Below are 19,281 nucleotides of genomic sequence, written 5' to 3'. Positions count from 1 at the left end.
AGGCTCCAGGGTGCAATCAAATGGCAGGATGAATTCTGCCGTTGGTTAAAAAGTGGTCGGGCCAGGTTAAAACCCGTCTATCCCCGCCTCGCGGAGTGTCTGAGCCAACGCCTGTACCTGCGGGTCGCGAAAAAAGGCGCTCAATTGCGCTGCGCGGCCCGGGCCGATGCCATCGGTGGCCAGCCAGGCCTGGGTGTCTCTGGCGGCCAGGGTCTGCCAGCCGCCGTCCAGGTCGTTACGTGCCGAGGGCGGTACACCCAAGGCTTTGAGCCATTGTGCAAAGGGACGTTGCCGAGCGTTTTGAATGCTTTCGAGCACCCGCGCGCGGCTGCGTTCGCCTAAGCCGTCAATGTTAGCAAGCTCTGCCGCATCCAGGGTCAACCAATCGAGAATGCCGGCGATTAGACCGGCCTGGATCAATATGTTCCAGGTTTCGCGGCCAATATGCGGCATGGCCAGGCCTTGATTGCCGCTCAGCCAGGTCAGGCGGGCCAGCAATTGCTCCTCGCAACCGGGGTCCAGTTGCCAGCAGCTCAAGGCGTGAAAGTCTCGGGCATCGGGCGCTCGTACTTCCACCCTGTTTTCGTTGCGCAGGATCACGTGCTCCAACCGGGGGATCACATGGCCGGCAAGACTGATGGACACCTGATCGCCGGGGCGGATATCCAGCACTTGCCAGCGTTTCAGGGAGCCGACGCTCACGCGGTGAATGCGCCGGTCATCCAGTCGCACCGGTTCCAGCTCAAGAATGGGCGTAATGCGCCCGGTGCGGCCGATGTTGAACCGCACATTACGCACCAGCGCGAGCGCCTTGGCGGCCGGGTATTTCCAGGCGACCGCCCAGTAGGGGGCACTGGCTTGCCAGCGTTTGGCGGGCGCATGCACAGCCTGGTGCAATACCACGCCATCGCTAGCAAAAGGCAGCGGGTGGTTGTACCAGTAACTGCGCCAGTGTGAGGCTTCAGCGATGTTTTGAATGCGCTGGCTGTAGCGATGGCTATCGGTGAAGCCCCAGCGTGCCAGGGTGTTCAGGCGCTCGTTGAAGTCGGTCGGGCCGTCGGGCCAGGCCCAGACAAAAAGCCCGATCCCCGCGGCATCGGTGTCGCTCAACTGAAGGCGGTTCATCAGCCCGGCCATCTTGCTGCGAGCATTCAGCCCGCCCTGTGTCGCCTGCACATGAGCGTCGAGGCGCCAATAGAGTTCGCCCTGCAGCACCAGGTCGATGGGCTCCGGCAGTTGCTGGACAATGCCGGGGATCCGGCGTGCGGCGGTCGACCAATCCTGGCCGAGGCGTCCGTCACCTCGGCTGATAAGCCGGCTCAACCGGCCCTGACGATAGACCAGCGTCACCGCAACACCATCGACCTTGGGTTGAATCCATACGTCTTGCCGGGTCCTGAGCCAGTCATCGACCGCCCGCTCATCCAATAACTTTTCTAGGCCTGTATGCGCGACCGGGTGAGGCCGTGTGCCCCGCGAACTCGCGAGTGGCTTGTCAGCCGTCAGGCTGTTTTTGGGGAAACACGTTCGCCAGTGCTCCAGGCGGTGGCGTGCCTGATCGTAGAGTTCATCGCTGACCGGGGATTGGCCGAGCCGGTGGTAGCTGTCATCCCACAGCGTGATCTGCCTGGCCAGCGCGCCGACCTGTGACCTGGCGTCCTCGGGACAGTCTTCTGCCCACACCAGAAAGGGCAAGGCACTGAGTAACAGAGCAATCAATAAACGCATCATGAGCATCCTTGCTCGGAAGGGGCGCCCAGCCTAAGTGATCCAGGCGGCCACAAAAAAGCCCCGACAGTGCGGGGCTTTTTACCGGGTGTTTCGAATTACTTGAACAGGCCGCCCAACGCTTTCACTGCGTCGTTTTTATCCATCCTGGCTTCCTGTGTTTGCTGCCTGGCGTCGGCTTTGGCTTGGGCGTCGGCCAGTTTGTTACAACTTTTGACCTGCTCTTGTGCGGCGTTAAAAGCCTGCACGCTCAGCAAGTCGTTGTTGGCTTGCGGCTGGCAGTCGCCGGGTTTGCCTCCCGGTGAGTGCTCAGGGCGCCAGACGTGTGATGCCTCTCGCGCAGGCAATAAAAAAGCCCCGCCGGGCGAACCCGGCGGGGCTTTTGGGGGAGCGCGTGCTTACAGGCCGGCGGCAGTGCGCAGGTCGTTGGCGCGGTCGGTTTTTTCCCAGGTGAACGTGGTGAAGGTGTCGTCGCCGACAGTCTTCTGCGCAGGGGTACGGCCGAAGTGGCCGTAGGCTGCGGTTTCCTGGTACATCGGGTGCAGCAGGTCAAGCATGGTGGTGATCGCGTAAGGGCGCAGGTCGAAGATCTCGCGCACCAGCTTGACGATTTTGTCGTCGCTGATCTTGCCGGTGCCAAAGGTGTTCAGCGAGATCGACGTAGGCTGGGCCACACCGATAGCGTAGGAAACCTGAATCTCGCAACGCTCGGCCAAGCCGGCCGCGACGATGTTCTTGGCCACATAACGACCGGCGTAGGCCGCCGAACGGTCAACCTTGGATGGGTCTTTACCCGAGAACGCGCCACCGCCATGACGGGCCATGCCGCCGTAGCTGTCGACGATGATCTTGCGGCCGGTCAGGCCGCAGTCGCCCACCGGGCCACCGATGATGAACTGGCCAGTCGGGTTGATGTGGAACTGGGTGTCCTTGGTCAGCAGTTCGGCCGGCAGCACGTGCTTGACGATCAGCTCCATCACGCCTTCGCGCAGGTCGGCGTAGGACACGTCCGGGTTGTGCTGGGTCGACAGTACAACGGCGTCGATACCCACCACCTTGCCGCCTTCGTAACGGCAGGTCACCTGGGATTTGGCATCCGGGCGCAGCCACGGCAGCAGGCCGTTTTTGCGAGCCTCGGCCTGACGTTGCACAAGCTGGTGCGAGAAGGTGATCGGCGCCGGCATCAGCACCTCGGTTTCGTTGCTGGCGTAGCCGAACATCAGGCCCTGGTCGCCAGCACCCTGATCTTCAGGCTTGGCGCGGTCCACACCCTGGTTGATGTCGGGCGACTGCTTGCCGATGATGTTCATCACGCCGCAGGTTGCGCCGTCGAAACCGACGTCGGAACTGTTGTAGCCAATCTTGGTGATGACGTCACGGACGATCTGTTCCAGATCGACCCACGCGGTGGTGGTGACTTCACCGGCGATGATCGCCACGCCCGTTTTCACCAGAGTCTCGCACGCCACACGGGCGAACTTGTCTTCAGCAATGATGGCGTCCAGCACCGCATCAGAAATCTGGTCGGCGATTTTGTCCGGATGCCCTTCAGACACGGACTCGGAGGTGAAAAGGGAGTATTCGCTCATCTCGATGTTTTCCTGATATTTACCGATGGTGAGTGTCGCCAGCCGGCCGCTGAAAATGGCGGACCTGAATCTGGAAACCATTACGTAAACCTACATAGAGGCTTTCCCCGGGAACGAGTCCCGCAGCGGTGGCCCAACGGGCCAGATCGTCCTGTTCAAAACCCAACCAGAGATCACCGCAGGCCTCCCTGGCCCAATTCTGGTTGTGGCTGCATAAATCTGTGACCAGCAGGCTACCGCCGGGTTGCAGCAAGTTTGCCATCTGCTTGAGGGCGTCGGCGGGGGCGGCGAAATGGTGCAAGACCATGTTCAACACCACGCAATCGGCCCGCAGGTTTGTGTCATTCAATGCGTCCGCCAGCTGCAGGCTGACATTGCCCAGCGCCTCGCGCTCGCACAACTGGCGCGCCAGTTCGAGCATCGCCGGGCTGTTGTCCAGCGCCGTCACCTGCTTGAAGCGGCGCGCCAGCTCCGGCAGGAAACCGCCATCGCCAGGGCCCACTTCCAGCGCCGTGGCCGAATGACTGAAGCTCAGTTTGTCCAACAGCGCCAGTACGCTTTCGCGGTATTGCGGCAAGCCGGCGATCAAGTCCTGTTGGGCGCGAAACTTCTCGGCGACCCGTGAGAAAAAATCCTGGCTGGCGGCGGCGCGTTGCCCGTGAACTTGGCTGATGCGCGACTGCACGTCGCCGGGCAGGCACAAACTGTCCACCTCTTCCAGCAACGCGGCGTGCAGTTTGCCGCCGAGCAGCTCGGTGTGGGGCAGGGCGCGACGGTAAAAAATCGCATTGCCTTCGCGGCGGGTGGCCACCAGGTCAGCCTGGGCCAGGACCTTCAGATGGTGGCTCATGCCGGACTGGCCAATGGCGAAGATCTGCGCCAGTTCCAGTACGCCGAAAGAATCGTTGGCCAGCGCGCGCAACACGTTCAGACGTAACGGATCACCAGCGGCCTTGCATAAGGCTGCCAGGTCGTCGCCGTCGTCAGGACGCAGGGAGGGCACGGGTAGGTTCATAAGGCCAGCAGTCTAGTGACGGGTGGATATCCCCGCAAGGTCAATATCAAAAAGTTTTGATATTGGTCGATAATCGGTAGTTATAAGCACCCGCTATAACCTTTAGACGAAGCAGTCAGGCTTTTCTGCAAGCGATTGGCGGGCAAAGCGCAGGAAAAACACCTCAAGTGACTATCTGTGATTGCCCGCAGGCGGTGGCTGAGGGAAAATGCCGATCCTTTTTTCCGTTTCTTTTAAGCAACCCCAGGAGATCAGCGATGCCCAGCCGTCGTGAGCGTGCCAACGCCATTCGTGCCCTCAGCATGGATGCCGTGCAAAAAGCCAACAGCGGCCATCCCGGTGCCCCGATGGGCATGGCGGATATCGCCGAGGTACTTTGGCGTGACTACCTGAAACACAATCCGAGCAACCCGTCGTTCGCCGACCGTGACCGCTTCGTGCTGTCCAACGGCCACGGCTCGATGCTGATCTATTCGCTGCTGCACCTGACCGGCTACGACGTCACCATCGATGACCTCAAGAGCTTCCGCCAGCTGCACAGCCGCACCCCGGGTCACCCGGAATTCGGCTACACCCCAGGCGTCGAGACCACCACCGGTCCCCTGGGCCAAGGCCTGGCCAATGCTGTTGGCTTCGCACTGGCTGAAAAAGTCCTGGGCGCGCAGTTCAACCGCCCTGGTCACAACATCGTCGACCACCACACCTATGTGTTCCTGGGTGATGGCTGCATGATGGAAGGCATTTCCCATGAAGTGGCGTCCCTGGCCGGTACCCTGGGCCTGGGCAAGCTGATTGCCTTCTACGATGACAACGGCATCTCCATCGACGGCGAAGTCGAAGGCTGGTTCACCGATGACACCCCGAAGCGTTTCGAAGCCTACAACTGGCAAGTGATCCGCAACGTCGACGGCCACGATCCGGAAGAGATCAAGACCGCCATCGACACCGCGCGCAAGAGCGAGCAGCCGACCCTGATCTGCTGCAAGACCACCATCGGTTTCGGCTCGCCGAACAAGCAAGGTAAAGAAGACTGCCACGGCGCCCCACTGGGTGACGCGGAAATCGCCCTGACCCGTGAAGCGCTGAAGTGGAACCACGGCCCGTTCGAAATCCCGGCTGACATCTATGCCGAGTGGAACGCCAAGGAAAAAGGCCTGGCGACCGAAGCCGAGTGGGACCAGCGTTTTGCGGCCTACTCCGCCGAATTCCCAGAGTTGGCCAACGAACTGGTGCGTCGCCTGGCCGGTGACCTGCCTGCCGACTTCTCGGAAAAAGCCTCGGCCTACATCGCCGAAGTGGCGGCCAAGGGCGAGACCATCGCCAGCCGTAAAGCCAGCCAGAACACCCTGAACGCCTTTGGCCCGTTGCTGCCGGAGATTCTCGGCGGTTCGGCTGACCTGGCCGGTTCCAACCTGACCCTGTGGAAAGGTTGCAAAGGTGTCTCGGCCGAAGACGCCAGCGGCAACTACATGTACTACGGCGTGCGCGAGTTCGGCATGAGCGCCATCATGAACGGCGTGTCCCTGCACGGCGGCCTGGTGCCTTACGGCGCGACCTTCCTGATGTTCATGGAATATGCGCGCAACGCCGTACGTATGGCCGCGCTGATGAAGAAGCGCGTGATCCATGTGTACACCCACGACTCCATCGGCCTGGGCGAAGACGGCCCGACGCACCAGCCGGTCGAGCAACTGACCAGCCTGCGTACCACGCCGAACCTGGATTGCTGGCGCCCAGCCGACGCGGTCGAATCCGCCGTGGCCTGGAAGCACGCCATCGAGCGTAAGGACGGCCCTTCGGCGCTGATCTTCTCGCGTCAGAACCTGCAGCACCAAGTGCGTACCGACGCGCAGATCGCTGCGATCAGCCGTGGTGGCTACGTGCTCAAGGACTGCGTTGGCGAGCCGGAACTGATCCTGATCTCCACCGGTTCCGAAGTCGGCCTGACCGTTCAGGCCTACGACAAGCTGACTGCCCAGGGCCGCAACGTGCGCGTTGTGTCTATGCCGTGCACCAGCCTGTTCGAAGCCCAGGACGCCGACTACAAGCAATCGGTTCTGCCGTTGCAGGTCAGCGCGCGTATCGCCATCGAAGCGGCTCACGCCGACTACTGGTACAAGTACGTGGGCCTGGAAGGCCGCGTGATCGGCATGACCACTTACGGTGAGTCGGCGCCGGCGCCAGCGTTGTTCGAAGAGTTCGGTTTCACCCTGGAAAACATCCTGGGTCAGGCTGAAGAACTGCTGGAAGACTAAGTCAGTCTGCGTTGTCTGTACTGGCGCTATCGCGGGCAAGCCCGCTCCCACATTCGATCTCGGTCTAAGGTGGGAGCGGGCTTGCCCGCGATGGCGTCAGAACATTCAACACCGAACTAACATTGATCGAGAACCCCATGCCCCAACCGCGTCCCTACAAAGTTGCACTCAACGGCTACGGCCGCATTGGTCGTTGCGTCTTGCGTGCTCTGTTTGAGCGAGGGGCGGCGGCAGGGTTTGAAATTGTTGCGATCAACGATTTGGCCGACATGGCCAGCATCGAATACCTGACACGCTTTGACTCCACCCACGGCCGGTTTCCCGGCGAAGTGCGTGTAGACGGCGACTGTCTGCATATCAATGGCGACTGCGTGAAAGTCCTGCGCAGTGCCACTCCCGAGGGCATCGACTGGGCGGCGCTGGGCGTCGACCTGGTGTTGGAATGCTCCGGTGCTTACCACACCCGTGCCGATGGCCAGCGTTTTCTCGACGCCGGTGCACCGCGTGTGCTGTTTTCCCAGCCGATGGCCAGCGAGGCGGATGTCGACGCCACCATCGTCTATGGCATCAACCAGGATTGCCTGACCGGCAACGAGCTGCTGGTGTCCAACGCCTCCTGCACCACCAACTGCAGCGTGCCGCTGTTGCGCCTGCTGGATCAGGCGATTGGCCTGGATTACGTGTCGATCACCACGATTCACTCGGCGATGAACGACCAGCCGGTCATCGACGCCTATCACCACGAAGACCTGCGCCGCACGCGTTCGGCCTTCCAGTCAGTGATTCCGGTGTCTACCGGCCTGGCGCGAGGTATCGAAAGATTGTTACCGGAACTTGCCGGGCGAATTCAAGCCAAAGCCGTACGGGTGCCGACGGTGAACGTGTCTTGCCTGGACATCACCATGCAGACTGTCAGCGACACTGACGCGACGGAGGTCAACCGGATTCTGCGCGACGCCGCCACCAGCGGCCCGCTCAAGGGTTTGCTGGCCTACACCGAGTTGCCCCATGCCAGTTGCGATTTCAACCATGACCCGCATTCGGCGATTGTCGATGCCAGCCAGACCCGCGTTTCCGGCCCCAGGCTGGTGAACATCCTGGCCTGGTTCGACAACGAATGGGGGTTTGCCAACCGAATGCTGGATGTTGCCGAACATTATCTGCACATCGCCTCCACACAACCTCAACAGTAATTCAGGAACTGCGACCCATGACCGTGTTGAAGATGACCGACCTCGATCTGCAAGGTAAGCGCGTACTGATTCGCGAAGACCTCAACGTCCCAGTCAAGGACGGTGTTGTCACCAGCGATGCGCGAATCCTGGCCTCGCTGCCGACCATCAAGCTGGCCCTGGAAAAAGGCGCGGCCGTGATGGTCTGCTCCCACCTGGGTCGTCCGACCGAAGGTGAGTTCTCCGCCGAAAACAGCCTCAAGCCGGTAGCCGACTACCTGAGCAAGGCCCTGGGCCGCGACGTGCCGCTGGTGGCTGACTACCTGGGCGGCGTTGACGTCAAGCCAGGCGATGTCGTGCTGTTCGAAAACGTGCGCTTCAACAAAGGCGAGAAAAAGAACAGCGACGAACTGGCTCAGCAATACGCGGCCCTGTGCGACGTGTTCGTGATGGACGCCTTCGGCACCGCGCACCGCGCCGAAGGTTCGACCCACGGCGTGGCCAAGTTCGCCAAAGTCGCCGCCGCCGGCCCACTGCTGGCCGCAGAACTGGATGCACTGGGCAAGGCCCTGGGCGCTCCGGCGCAGCCAATGGCGGCCATCGTGGCCGGTTCCAAAGTCTCCACCAAGCTCGACGTGCTCAACAGCCTGAGCCAGATCTGCAACCAATTGATCGTCGGCGGCGGCATTGCCAACACCTTCCTGGCCGCAGCCGGCCACCCGGTGGGCAAGTCCCTGTACGAGCCGGACCTGCTCGACACCGCGCGTGCCATCGCGGCCAAAGTCAGCGTGCCACTGCCGGTGGACGTGGTGGTTGCCAAGGAATTCGCTGAAAGCGCCGAAGCCACCGTCAAGCTCATCGCCGACGTGGCGGCCGACGACATGATCCTGGACATCGGCCCGCAAACCGCGGCCAACTTCGCTGAACTGCTGAAGTCGTCCAAGACCATTTTGTGGAACGGTCCGGTTGGCGTGTTCGAGTTCGACCAGTTCGGCAACGGCACCAAAGTACTGGCCCACGCCATTGCTGAAAGCTCGGCTTTCTCCATTGCCGGGGGTGGCGACACCTTGGCGGCCATCGATAAATATGGCGTTGCTGACCAGATCTCCTACATTTCTACCGGTGGCGGCGCGTTCCTCGAATTCGTCGAAGGCAAAGTGCTGCCGGCCGTTGAAGTGCTGGAAACTCGAGCCAAAGGCTAAGGCTCGTGATCCGGAAAAGGAGTATTCCCATGATCAAGTCGTTGGCACTGGTGATCGCAGCGGGCCTGTTGGCCGGCTGCGGCAGCACGCCAAGCGCGAAGCCTGCGTCTGCAGAGCCTGCGCCTACGCAGAAAAAGAGCTGCTACCAGGCTGACTGGCAAGCCGAAACCATGCCGGTGATCAACAAGCGCATCGGCAACGAGCGGCTGGAGCAATACGACGCCGCGCCCAACGGTCAGGAACAGGGATGCCCTTGACGGGTCTGATCAACTAACCGACAGCTTTGGCGGCCTTTTGGGTCGCCGTTCGAGGATTGGCAATGAAAGGCGTTTTCGCCCTGGCAGCCCTGGCCTTGTTGGCCGGCTGCAGCAGCATGAATATGTTCAACAAGGCAGAGCCGGCCGACAAGTGGACCACCTGGACGTGCGACAGCAAGGCCGAGGTCAACTGGCGCTTTGCCAACCAGGCACGTTCCGAGGTGGATGTACGCCTCGGCGGTTCGGACCAGGTTTATCGTCTTAAACAGGACGTTGCTGCCTCGGGCGTGCTGTACAGCAACGACCAGTTGGCGTTTCACCAAAAAGGTGAGGAAGGCCTGATCTACTGGGTCGCCACCGATGATTTGATTGGGCGAGGCTGCAAGGCCCAGTAACACAGAACGCGATCTCTCATGTGATGAGATCCAAATGTGGGAGCGGGCTTGCTCGCGAAAGCGGTGGGTCAGGTAAGCATCAGGTAGCTGATACACCGCCTTCGCGAGCAAGCCCGCTCCCACAGTAGATCCGGTTCCAAAGTGACATGGATTTTGAATCGGACACTGCAATAACGATTCAGCAGGCCAAGCCTTAACCCCTTGATCTGCAATAACTTGAATAGCAGCCGCCGCTACGGCAGGCTTGCACGATTAACGACCCACGATCGGGAGAGACAACACAATGGCACTTATCAGCATGCGTCAAATGCTGGACCACGCAGCCGAGTTCGGCTACGGCGTCCCAGCCTTTAACGTCAACAACCTTGAGCAGATGCGCGCCATCATGGAAGCCGCTGACAAGACCGACTCCCCAGTGATCGTTCAGGCTTCGGCCGGTGCCCGCAAATACGCCGGTGCCCCCTTCCTGCGTCACCTGATCCTGGCCGCCATCGAAGAATTCCCGCACATCCCGGTGTGCATGCACCAGGACCACGGCACCAGCCCTGACGTGTGCCAGCGCTCCATCCAACTGGGCTTCAGCTCGGTGATGATGGACGGCTCCCTCGGCGAAGATGGCAAGACCCCAACCGACTACGAGTACAACGTACGCGTGACCCAACAAACCGTGGCCATGGCTCACGCCTGCGGCGTTTCGGTTGAAGGCGAGTTGGGCTGCCTGGGTTCGTTGGAAACCGGCATGGCCGGCGAAGAAGACGGCATCGGCGCCGAAGGCGTGCTGGATCACAGCCAAATGCTGACCGACCCGGAAGAAGCCGCCGACTTCGTCAAGAAGACCCAAGTTGACGCCCTGGCCATCGCCATCGGCACCAGCCACGGCGCTTACAAGTTCACCAAGCCACCTACCGGCGACGTGCTGGCCATCGACCGCATCAAGGAAATCCACAAACGCATCCCGAACACCCACCTGGTGATGCACGGTTCTTCCTCGGTGCCGCAAGAGTGGCTGGCGATCATCAACCAGTACGGTGGCGACATCAAAGAAACCTACGGCGTGCCGGTTGAAGAAATCGTCGAAGGCATCAAGTACGGCGTGCGCAAGGTCAACATCGACACCGACCTGCGCCTGGCGTCCACCGGCGCAATGCGTCGCCTGATGGCCACCAACCCGAGCGAATTTGATCCACGTAAATTCTTCGGTGCCACCGTGACCGCGATGCGTGACGTGTGTATCGCTCGTTACGAAGCGTTCGGCACGGCCGGTAATGCTTCGAAGATCAAGCCGATCTCTCTGGAAGCGATGTACCAGCGTTACCTGAAAGGTGAGTTGAACGCCAAGGTGAACTGAGCCTCAGGTGTTTAAACAAAAAGCCCGCAGCGATGCGGGCTTTTTTTGTGGGCGGGATTTGACCCTTGTACGTTGAGCCGAGCTGATTCGCCGCCAGAGCTGCTCGCTCGCGATGCGGCGTGTCAGTGGCCGAATGGGTTGGCTGACAGTCCGCCATCGCGGGCAAGCCCGGCTCCCACAGGGATCAGCGGCGGGTTTAAACGCGAATTATCCTTGGAGTCGTAGTGCCAGGCCTGCTTGAAATCAGGCGGCGCTCATTCGTGATCAATATCCAGCTTCGCAAACGTCACCCGTGCGCCTTCCTTGCTGTTGCCACTGTTGTCCTGCACATACGCGCCGGCCTTGAAATACAGCGGTTTAGCGCCCCACGCGGCACCAATGCGCTCATTCCACTGGCCGTCAGCGGCCTCGACGGTCAACAGCCCGGCTTTATTGAGGTTGATCACGTAGGTGAAACTCTTCTCCAGCGGCACATTGGAGGCCACGATAATCACGCGGCCGTCATCCTCGTCCGGGCGCATGCGCACTTTGGCGACAATGTTGCCGGTCTGGGTCTTTTCCTTGAATTGATATTCGAGCTTGATCAGGGGTTTCTGGCTGTCATAGGCGTGGATCTGACCGATGACCACCTTGCCGCTGGAGGGCACCTGGTTGACGGCCAGGGTGGCGCGCAGAAAGTTGTCGGCGTCGGGGTAGGTCCAGTTGCGCAGACGCCCGTCGGCGTAGGTTTCGCGCAATTCGCTGCGCGGGTAGACGGCGTTTTCTGTGCGCGTGCCGGTCACGGGTGTCCAGAATTGCACGTCGCTGCCTTCGGCCTGGAAATATTGGTCCTTGAAGCCGCTAAGCAGTTTCGGGGTGTCGATGGTCGTGGGCGGCGAGCCGACCGGAATGCTCAGGTTCCAGGTGGAAAGGTCGATCATGGTGTTGGCCTTTTTACAGAGGTGAGGCTTTGGCCCGGGGGCCATTCAGGTTCTTTATAGGCGGTGATCGTCCGGTTGTTAAACAATTGCTGGCAATTTATTGGCGTCAGAGGAATGCCAAAAAGCCATGTTTCCCATGGGGCGCGGGCTGTAGCGCTTGACCGTTAGTCGGCTTCCTGAGCTTTGGCGCAATGATGGCACCCGGGTCACTTCTGCTTTTTTAGAACCGGGGCTAGAGTGAGGCCTCAGTGTTTGTCCGGTTTTTATATCAGAAGTGACCGGTACAGCCCTTCAAGGAAGAGACGTAGCATGGATTGCGCTCCACACCCCGGCGACGGCAGTTCGGTTCTTCTGGTGGTTGATGACTACCCGGAAAACCTCATCAGCATGCGTGCGCTTTTGCAGCGTGAAGATTGGCACGTGATGACCGCCGCTTCCGGGCTGGAAGCGTTGGAGTTACTGCTCGCACACGAAGTCGACCTGGTCTTGCTGGATGTGCGCATGCCCGGCATGGACGGCTTTGAGGTTGCGCGCCTGATGCGTGGCAGCCAACGCACACGCATGACGCCGATTATCTTCCTGACCGCCCATGCCCAGTCGCCTGCCTCCGTATTGGAAGGCTATGCCAGCGGCGCCATTGATTACCTGTTCAAGCCCTTCGACCCACACATTCTCAAGCCCAAGGTGCAGGCGTTGCTGGAACACCAGCGCAACCGCCGTGCCTTGCAGCGCCTGAGCCATGACCTGGAATCCGCGCGCGCCTTTAACGCCTCGGTACTCGACAACGCCGCCGAGGGCATCCTGGTGGTGGGCGAGGGCAGTGTGATCGAGTACGCCAACCCGGCCATTTCTCGGCTGCTGAATGCGACGATGGCCGAGTTGCAGGGCGAAAGCTTTTTGAGCTTTCTGCAAAAGCCCCATGTGCCGGCCTGGCTGGGGTTCCCGATGTACGAGGCGTATCGCAAGGGTGAGACATGGCGCCAGCACGACGCCATTTTACGCACCAGTCGCGGCCAGCAGGTGCCGGTGGCGTTGTCCTGCGCGCCGTTACCCGCCGAGCAGAAGGCTATGGTCGTGACGGTGCTGGACATGTCCGAGGTGCGCCATCTGCACCAGCAACTGGAGTTCCAGGCGGTGACCGACCCGTTGACCGGCCTGCTGAACCGACGCGGCTTTCACCAGGCAGTGGAAAACACGTTGCTGCGCAGCGAGCGAAACGAGCAGTCGCTGGTGCTGCTCTACCTGGACCTCGACGGCTTCAAGCGGGTCAACGATTCGTTGGGCCACGACGCCGGAGATCGGGTGCTGCGTTGGGTCTCTGAACAAATGCAGGCGTGTCTGCGTTCCTACGACATTCTTGGGCGGATGGGCGGGGATGAGTTCACCGCATTGGTGGAGCTGGAATTCCCGGAACAGGCGGCGAAGATTTCGGAAAAACTGATCGAGCGCGTGTCGGTGTGTCAGCAGGTCGACGGTTTGGATGTGATGCTCGGCGTCAGCATTGGCATTGCGACTTTCCCGGACTGCGGCTCTGACCTCAATGGCCTGCTGCGCGCGGCCGACATCGCCATGTACGAAGCCAAGCGTGCGGGGCGTCAGCAATATCGCTATTACGATCAGGAAATGAACGGCCGCGCCCGCTCGCGTCTGATGCTTGAAGACAGCGTGCGTACCGCGATTCAAAACAAGGATTTCACCTTGGTGTACCAGCCCCAGGTCTCGCTGGAAGACGGACGCTTGCGTGGCGTCGAAGCGTTGTTGCGCTGGCAGCACCCGAGCGTCGGCGATGTGCCGCCGGGCTTGTTTTTGCCGTTGCTCGAAGAGGCGCGGCTGATCAGCCAATTGAGCGCCTGGATCTACCAGCAGGTCGCTGCCCAACGCCAGGCCTGGCAAACCAGCTTCGATGAAGAACTGGTGCTGAGCGTGAGCCTGAGCAGCAGTCAGTTCAACATGCCCAACCTGGCCGGCCAGCTGCAGCAGGTACTCGAGCGACATGGGTTGCAGGCGCGGCAGCTGGAGGTGGAAATCAGTGAAGACAGCCTGATGAGCAACCTTGATGAAACCAACAAGCAGCTCAGGTTGCTGCGGCGGATCGGCGTGCGTATCGCCCTGGATGACTTTGGTTTGGGCCAGTGTTCCCTGGCCCATCTGCGTGACCTGGAGTTCGACACGTTGAAGCTTGACCCGCAATTGGTGGCGCGTCTGCCGGGGTCGGTGCGGGACGCCGCGATGGCTCGCAGCATCATCCAGTTGTGCGGGCATTTTGATGTGTTGGTGATCGCCGAAGGCGTGGAAACACTCGAGCAGGCGCAGTGGCTGAAGGCCAATGGTTGCTCGTTCGTCCAAGGAGCATGGGCGGCTCAGCCCCTGATTGCTGAGGAAGTGGCCGATTGGTCTCACCCCCGTCTGCTTTGAATTCGCTACACTGGCGCCCACTCGAACCCTGTTGCAGACCCCATGACCGCGCTGAAATACCTCCAGGCTTACCCCGCAGCGCTCCAGGAGCAAGTGCGCCAGATGATCGCCAAGGATCAGTTGGGCGCCTACCTGGAGCAGCGCTACCCCGAGCGCCATGCGGTGCAAAGTGACAAGGCGTTGTACAGCTATGCCCTGGCCTTGAAGCAGGAACACCTGCGTAACGCGCCGGCCATCGACAAAGTGCTGTTCGACAACCGCCTGGACCTGACCCACCGCGCCTTGGGCCTGCACACCACGATTTCACGGGTGCAGGGCGGCAATCTCAAATCCAAGAAAGAGATTCGCATCGCGGCGTTGTTCAAAGAGGCGGCGCCGGAATTTCTGCGCATGATCGTGGTGCACGAGCTGGCACACTTCAAGGAATCGGACCACAACAAGGCGTTCTACAAACTCTGCGAATACATGATGCCCGGCTACCATCAGGTGGAATTCGACCTGCGGGTGTACCTCACGTATCGCGACTTGCAGGGCAAGCCCTAACCTCACCAGGCGACCGAGCATGGACGTGAGCAAGACCAAAAGCAGTTTCTACCGCCGCCTGTACGTGGCGTACCTGATCGACAGCGGGCTGGCCAGCAGCGTCCCGGCGTTGACCGACGCCACCGGCATGCCGCGGCGCACGGCGCAGGACACGATTGCGGCATTGGCCGACCTGGATATCCTGTGTGAGTTCGAGCAGGAAGACGGCGCGCGCAATCATGCCGGGCGCTATCGGATTCGTAGCTGGGGGGCGATTGACCGCAAGTGGATCGAGGCGAATCTGGGGGCGATCAAGCAGGTGTTGGGTTATCCCTGACACCGGCTGGTGGTTGGTCTGGCCTCATCGCGGGCAAGCCAGCTCCCACCTGTTGAGTTGTGAACGCTGTCAAAGGTGGGAGCTGGCTTGCCTGCGATGGCGCCCTCACTGACGCCGCATACCAATGTGCGGAATATCGTCCTCCAGGTATTCCTCACCCTCAGCCACAAACCCGTACCGCCCGTAATACCCCTGCAAATGCGCCTGGGCTGACAGAAAGATCGGCGTTTCAGGCCAGATGTCGTCAATGCGCTTGAGGGCTTCTTCCATCATTTGATGGCCCAGCCCGGTGCCGCGTGCCACTGGCGCGACGATCACTCGGCCAATCACCACATCACCGCCCTGGGATTGCGGGTCCAGCAGCCGCAGGTAGGCCACCAGCTCATCATCTTTCCAGGCCATCAGGTGGTGGGTATCACCCGAAAGGTCCTGCCCGTCGAGGTCCGGATACACGCACTGCTGTTCAACGACAAAGACCTCGCTGCGCAAGCGCAGAAGGGCGTAGAGCTGGTCCTTGCCCAAGTCTTCCTGGTGTTTGCAGACCCAACTAACCGTCATGGTGTGTTCTCTTGTTAATGGCTGGAGCCGATAGTAAGCGTGACGGTCAGAACTGTCTAAATTCAGCATTTTTGTGAATGGCGTCAATTTGCCATCATTCCGTGCGCGCGCGGCCCGGTTCTTTGTGTAATCTGCAATGCAGGCTCATTGATGAGCTACTGTTATCAAGCCACTGCCTGCCCGCCAAGGACTTTAAGCATGCCGCGATTTTCTCGTGCCGTTGCTTTGATAGGAGTGTTGTTGCTGACCACGCCAGTGGTCGCACAACGTCTGCGTTTGGTGGCGGATGCCTGGCCACCGTTTACTGATTCGACATTGATCAACGGTGGGTTGGCCACCGACATTGTCAGCACGGCCCTGGCGCGCGCCGGCTACGCCAGTGATTTTGAGCAGGTACCTTGGGCACGCGCGTTGATGGGTGTGGGTGATGGCCGCTATGACGTGTTGATCAATGCCTGGTACGACGAGGCGCGCACGCAACTGGGGCAATTTTCCGCTGAGTACCTGCTCAACCGCGTGCGGTTTATCAAGCGCCGGGACGACCCCATTGAGTATCAGAACCTTGAACAGCTGCACGGTGAGCCCATCGCCGTGGTGCGCGGGTATGCCTATTCGGCGGCGTTCGACCAGGATGCGCAGTTGCAGAAAGTGCCGGTACATAACTTCGCCATGGCCGTGCGCATGCTCGCGGCGCAACGCGTGAGGCTGACGCTGGAAGACGAATATGTCGCCCGCTATTACCTGGCGCGCGAGTCGCCACGGGTGCGCAATGCGGTGGAGTTTTTACCCCAGGCGTTGAGCGAAAACAGCCTGCATATTCTGGTCAGCCTGAAGAACCCCGAGCATGCACAGATTGTTGCCGGTTTCGACCGGGAAATTGCCAAGATGAAGGTCGATGGCAGTTATGCACGGCTGATGAAGGCGCATGGGATGTGAACGGGGTGAACGCTTTATCGTGCCAAGCAGGCTTCTCGTGGCAAGCGGGCTTCCTGTGGCGGGTGGGCTTGTTGTGGCGAGCGGGCTTGCCCCGCGTTGGGCTGCGCAGCAGCCCCAATACCTGACACCTTGATTTACCTGATGCACCGTGGCGGCTTATCTGGGGGCCGCTTCGCGCCCCAACGCGGGGCAAGCCCGCTCGCCACAGGAAGCCCACCCGCCACAAGAAGCCTGCCCGCCACAGGAAGCACCGCAGCCATTAAGCCGCGCGGGTGTCCTTGATCAGGTGCGCCGCCAGCGTGCGCAGCGGCCCCAGTTGCCGGCAGATCAACGCCAACTGCGTCTGCACCAACCGCTGCCCTTCATCGATCTCATCCGGCATCTGCTCCAGGTCCGCTGCCAGGGCTTCTTCGGCGTCGCTTTGAATTGCGATCGGCTGCTTGTTGGCCAGCCCCGTGGCGATCTCGTCGATGCTCGCTGCCAGGCTGTTGCCGGCGCCGTCGATCAAGTGCTCACGCACTTCGGCCGGCAGTTGGGTTTCGCGGTGTGCGCCCAGCCCCGACAGGTAACTGAGCAAGGTGTGCGACAGCACCAAAAAGCGGAAGCCTACGTCAGCTTCTTTGCGAAAGTGCCCAGGCTCCATCAGCATGTTCGCCAGCGTGGTGGACAGCGCCGCATCGGCGTTGTGCGCGTTGCGCCGGGCCAGGCGGTAGGCCAGGTCGTCGCTCTTGCCGGCGGCGTATTGCTGCATGATCTGGCGCAGGTAGATGCTGTTGCAGGTCAGGGTGTTGGCCAGCACTTTGTTCAGGCGCCGGCCCTGCCAGTCCGGCAGGAACAGGAATACCGCCAGGCCCGCGATCAGGCTGCCAATCAGCGTATCGAACAGCCGTGGCAGGAACAGCCCGTAGCCATCACCCACTTGGTTGAAGCAGAACAACACCATCAAGGTGATTGCCGCCGTGGCCAGGGTGTAGCGGGTGGTGCGGTTGATAAAGAACACCAGGCCGGCGGCGATGGCGAACAGCGATTGCACCAGCGGGCTTGGGAACAGGTCGAACAGTGCCCAGGCCACGGTCAGGCCGATGGCCGTGCCGATGATCCGTTGGCCGAGTTTGCGCCGGGTGGCGCCGTAGTTGGGCTGGCACACGAACAGGGTGGTGAGGATGATCCAATAACCCTGGGAGGCGTGAATCGCATGCAGGGTGCCGTAGCCGATGGTCAGCGCCAGGGCCAGGCGCAAGGCATGGCGGAACAGCAGCGAGGTCGGCGTCAGTTGCGTGCGCAGGCGCGTCCACATTTCCTTGAGGTTGCGTGGCGCACGGTCCAGCAGGTTGCTGTCGGTGGCGTCCGCGAGGGCGTCGGGGTTGCTGGCGTCGCCGAGCAGGCGGTCGAGGGTCGACAGGTTGGCTGCCAGGGCGCGCAACGAGCGCAGCAGACCGCGCCACGCCGGGTTGCTCTGGATGCGCAGGTGTTCCAGCGAGGCATTCAGGTCGCCCAGCGCTTCGGCGAAGCTGTCGTCGTAAATGAACGGCTGGCGCAGCTGGATCGACTCGCCCAGGGTCTGGCAGGCCTTGCCTTGCTGGCGCAGCAGGCGCTGACAGCGGAACAGCACGTCGCTGTGGAAAAAGGCGTCAGCCAGGGCGTTGTACGGGTAGTGCGAGGAGCTGGCGCGTTCGTGGATGTCCTGGGCGAGGAAGTACAGCTTCAAGTAGCGGCTGACCTTCGAGCCGGGCCGACCATTGCCCACGCGGTGCAGGATGATTTCCTTCGCCGCATTCAGCGCTGCCACAACGCGCCCGTTTTGCTGGGCGAGTTCCAGGCGGCGCGCTTCCACGTCCAACTGGCGAATCGGTTCGAACAGCGACGATTTGAGCTTGAGATAACGCCCCAACTCGCGAAACAGCCGCGCCAGGCTTTGCTGCACCGGCTGGTTGGAAAACAGCACCTGCCACAGCACCGAGAGCACGCCATACCAGGCAGCACCGGCCACCAGCAGCAGCGGTTCATGCCAGAAATCAGAGACGGCGCCACCGCGCTGGTCCACACCAATCATGGTGTACACCGACAGAATCAGCGTCGCCGAAGCAATCGCGCCATAGCGTTCGCCCAGCGCACCCAGCATGGTCAGGCAGAAACTGGCCAGGGCCAGGGCGATTGCGAACATCCACGGGTAAGGGAACAGCAGTTCCACCGACAGCGCGGCGATGCTGAAGCACACCAGCGTCACCGCCAGAGCGTTGAGGCGGCCTTGCCAACTGTCATCGGTCTCGGCCAGGGCGCTGGCGATAATCCCCAGGAACAGCGGGATCAGCAGCGTCATTTCGTCCTGATACCAGCACAGCGCCATGCTGCCGGTGAGGGCGATGAACACCCGTACGCTGTAGCTGAATTTATCCAGCGCCCACAGGCGGCGCATGGACTGCTTGAACGAGGTCGATGACATGAAGTCTGGAGTCTTCCGGGACGATGCCGCTAAATTGAGCTATCAAGGACGCCACGGCAAGCGTAGCGATCACATCGATGCGCAAAATAACTTCCAGGCACACCACAAGACACATGTGGGAGCTGGCTTGGGGGGGGGGGGGGGGGGGGGCCCCCCCCCGCCCCCCCCCGCCCCCCCCCGCCGCCCCGG

Annotated in this window: 16 protein-coding genes and 1 pseudogene; 10 read left to right on the top strand and 7 right to left on the bottom strand. The window is 61.1% G+C overall.

Annotated features, from left to right (window positions below; genetic code table 11):
- Positions 1-66: 66 nt before the first annotated feature.
- From ligB to NTD89_RS07595, 4 genes and pseudogenes are all read right to left on the bottom strand, one after another.
- Positions 67-1,731 carry an NAD-dependent DNA ligase LigB gene (gene ligB, locus NTD89_RS07610; RefSeq protein ID WP_262206944.1) on the bottom strand — a complete coding sequence of 555 codons (1,665 nt, stop codon included), beginning with the start codon at positions 1,729-1,731 and terminating at the stop codon, positions 67-69.
- A gap of 95 nt (positions 1,732-1,826) precedes the next feature.
- Positions 1,827-2,027 (bottom strand): annotated as a pseudogene (locus NTD89_RS07605) (hypothetical protein); the annotation flags it as partial.
- Positions 2,028-2,126: 99 nt separating this feature from the next.
- A complete protein-coding gene (gene metK / locus NTD89_RS07600; protein WP_099234792.1) occupies positions 2,127-3,317 on the bottom strand; it encodes a methionine adenosyltransferase in 1,191 nt (396 codons plus the stop codon).
- Between the two features lie 19 nt (positions 3,318-3,336).
- The gene (locus tag NTD89_RS07595; protein WP_262206941.1) at positions 3,337-4,332 is read right to left on the bottom strand and encodes an ArsR/SmtB family transcription factor; all 996 of its coding nucleotides are present in this window, start codon (positions 4,330-4,332) and stop codon (positions 3,337-3,339) included.
- A 257-nt stretch (positions 4,333-4,589) separates the two neighbouring features.
- Here NTD89_RS07595 and tkt point away from each other — a divergent pair, with 257 nt between their 5' ends.
- The 6 genes from tkt (at position 4,590) to fba (ending at position 10,961) form a co-directional block, all read left to right on the top strand.
- Positions 4,590-6,587 carry a transketolase gene (tkt, locus tag NTD89_RS07590; protein WP_124418633.1) on the top strand — a complete coding sequence of 666 codons (1,998 nt, stop codon included), beginning with the start codon at positions 4,590-4,592 and terminating at the stop codon, positions 6,585-6,587.
- Between the two features lie 137 nt (positions 6,588-6,724).
- Entirely contained in the window at positions 6,725-7,780 is a 1,056-nt protein-coding gene (epd, locus tag NTD89_RS07585; RefSeq protein ID WP_145157628.1) for an erythrose-4-phosphate dehydrogenase, read from the top strand.
- 17 nt (positions 7,781-7,797) lie between these two features.
- Positions 7,798-8,961, top strand: a complete 1,164-nt coding sequence (locus NTD89_RS07580; protein ID WP_262206938.1) for a phosphoglycerate kinase — start codon at positions 7,798-7,800, stop codon at positions 8,959-8,961.
- A gap of 29 nt (positions 8,962-8,990) precedes the next feature.
- Complete coding sequence (locus NTD89_RS07575) at positions 8,991-9,218, top strand: hypothetical protein (RefSeq protein ID WP_145157625.1); 228 nt, start codon at positions 8,991-8,993, stop codon at positions 9,216-9,218.
- A 62-nt stretch (positions 9,219-9,280) separates the two neighbouring features.
- The gene (locus tag NTD89_RS07570; RefSeq protein ID WP_119737525.1) at positions 9,281-9,613 is read left to right on the top strand and encodes an MliC family protein; all 333 of its coding nucleotides are present in this window, start codon (positions 9,281-9,283) and stop codon (positions 9,611-9,613) included.
- A gap of 283 nt (positions 9,614-9,896) precedes the next feature.
- Positions 9,897-10,961, top strand: coding sequence for a class II fructose-bisphosphate aldolase (gene fba, locus NTD89_RS07565; RefSeq protein ID WP_003177554.1), 1,065 nt, complete (start codon positions 9,897-9,899; stop codon positions 10,959-10,961).
- A 254-nt stretch (positions 10,962-11,215) separates the two neighbouring features.
- Here fba and NTD89_RS07560 read toward each other — a convergent pair whose 3' ends face one another.
- Entirely contained in the window at positions 11,216-11,881 is a 666-nt protein-coding gene (locus NTD89_RS07560) for a polysaccharide lyase family 7 protein (protein ID WP_242200602.1), read from the bottom strand.
- 309 nt (positions 11,882-12,190) lie between these two features.
- On the opposite strand from NTD89_RS07560, the gene NTD89_RS07555 reads away from it, so the two are divergent.
- From NTD89_RS07555 to NTD89_RS07545, 3 genes are read left to right on the top strand one after another with little or no spacing between them, the layout of a single operon-like run.
- Positions 12,191-14,296 carry a putative bifunctional diguanylate cyclase/phosphodiesterase gene (locus NTD89_RS07555; protein ID WP_262206936.1) on the top strand — a complete coding sequence of 702 codons (2,106 nt, stop codon included), beginning with the start codon at positions 12,191-12,193 and terminating at the stop codon, positions 14,294-14,296.
- A 42-nt stretch (positions 14,297-14,338) separates the two neighbouring features.
- Positions 14,339-14,839 carry a M48 family metallopeptidase gene (locus NTD89_RS07550; RefSeq protein ID WP_094949103.1) on the top strand — a complete coding sequence of 167 codons (501 nt, stop codon included), beginning with the start codon at positions 14,339-14,341 and terminating at the stop codon, positions 14,837-14,839.
- A 19-nt stretch (positions 14,840-14,858) separates the two neighbouring features.
- Positions 14,859-15,155, top strand: coding sequence for a helix-turn-helix domain-containing protein (locus tag NTD89_RS07545; protein ID WP_106575620.1), 297 nt, complete (start codon positions 14,859-14,861; stop codon positions 15,153-15,155).
- 105 nt (positions 15,156-15,260) lie between these two features.
- Here the strand turns inward: NTD89_RS07545 and NTD89_RS07540 are convergent, their stop codons facing one another.
- Positions 15,261-15,713, bottom strand: coding sequence for a GNAT family N-acetyltransferase (locus NTD89_RS07540; protein ID WP_145157608.1), 453 nt, complete (start codon positions 15,711-15,713; stop codon positions 15,261-15,263).
- Positions 15,714-15,911: 198 nt separating this feature from the next.
- Here NTD89_RS07540 and NTD89_RS07535 point away from each other — a divergent pair, with 198 nt between their 5' ends.
- Positions 15,912-16,649 carry a substrate-binding periplasmic protein gene (locus NTD89_RS07535; protein ID WP_262206931.1) on the top strand — a complete coding sequence of 246 codons (738 nt, stop codon included), beginning with the start codon at positions 15,912-15,914 and terminating at the stop codon, positions 16,647-16,649.
- A gap of 259 nt (positions 16,650-16,908) precedes the next feature.
- Here the strand turns inward: NTD89_RS07535 and yccS are convergent, their stop codons facing one another.
- Entirely contained in the window at positions 16,909-19,092 is a 2,184-nt protein-coding gene (yccS, locus tag NTD89_RS07530) for a YccS family putative transporter (RefSeq protein WP_145157603.1), read from the bottom strand.
- Between the last annotated feature and the right edge of the window lie 189 nt (positions 19,093-19,281).

Source organism: Pseudomonas sp. 14P_5.3_Bac1, from assembly GCF_025466135.1.
Taxonomy (GTDB): Bacteria; Pseudomonadota; Gammaproteobacteria; order Pseudomonadales; family Pseudomonadaceae; genus Aquipseudomonas.
The sequence above is the reverse complement of the archived record's forward strand: the minus strand, read 5'-3'. Positions and strand labels throughout refer to the sequence as shown.

Coding starts and splice junctions, on each gene's coding strand:
- ligB (WP_262206944.1), bottom strand. CDS start 1,731: ATGATGCGTTTATTGATTGCTCTGTTACTCAGTGCCTTGCCCTTTCTG.
- metK (WP_099234792.1), bottom strand. CDS start 3,317: ATGAGCGAATACTCCCTTTTCACCTCCGAGTCCGTGTCTGAAGGGCAT.
- NTD89_RS07595 (WP_262206941.1), bottom strand. CDS start 4,332: ATGAACCTACCCGTGCCCTCCCTGCGTCCTGACGACGGCGACGACCTG.
- tkt (WP_124418633.1), top strand. CDS start 4,590: ATGCCCAGCCGTCGTGAGCGTGCCAACGCCATTCGTGCCCTCAGCATG.
- epd (WP_145157628.1), top strand. CDS start 6,725: ATGCCCCAACCGCGTCCCTACAAAGTTGCACTCAACGGCTACGGCCGC.
- NTD89_RS07580 (WP_262206938.1), top strand. CDS start 7,798: ATGACCGTGTTGAAGATGACCGACCTCGATCTGCAAGGTAAGCGCGTA.
- NTD89_RS07575 (WP_145157625.1), top strand. CDS start 8,991: ATGATCAAGTCGTTGGCACTGGTGATCGCAGCGGGCCTGTTGGCCGGC.
- NTD89_RS07570 (WP_119737525.1), top strand. CDS start 9,281: ATGAAAGGCGTTTTCGCCCTGGCAGCCCTGGCCTTGTTGGCCGGCTGC.
- fba (WP_003177554.1), top strand. CDS start 9,897: ATGGCACTTATCAGCATGCGTCAAATGCTGGACCACGCAGCCGAGTTC.
- NTD89_RS07560 (WP_242200602.1), bottom strand. CDS start 11,881: ATGATCGACCTTTCCACCTGGAACCTGAGCATTCCGGTCGGCTCGCCG.
- NTD89_RS07555 (WP_262206936.1), top strand. CDS start 12,191: ATGGATTGCGCTCCACACCCCGGCGACGGCAGTTCGGTTCTTCTGGTG.
- NTD89_RS07550 (WP_094949103.1), top strand. CDS start 14,339: ATGACCGCGCTGAAATACCTCCAGGCTTACCCCGCAGCGCTCCAGGAG.
- NTD89_RS07545 (WP_106575620.1), top strand. CDS start 14,859: ATGGACGTGAGCAAGACCAAAAGCAGTTTCTACCGCCGCCTGTACGTG.
- NTD89_RS07540 (WP_145157608.1), bottom strand. CDS start 15,713: ATGACGGTTAGTTGGGTCTGCAAACACCAGGAAGACTTGGGCAAGGAC.
- NTD89_RS07535 (WP_262206931.1), top strand. CDS start 15,912: ATGCCGCGATTTTCTCGTGCCGTTGCTTTGATAGGAGTGTTGTTGCTG.
- yccS (WP_145157603.1), bottom strand. CDS start 19,092: ATGTCATCGACCTCGTTCAAGCAGTCCATGCGCCGCCTGTGGGCGCTG.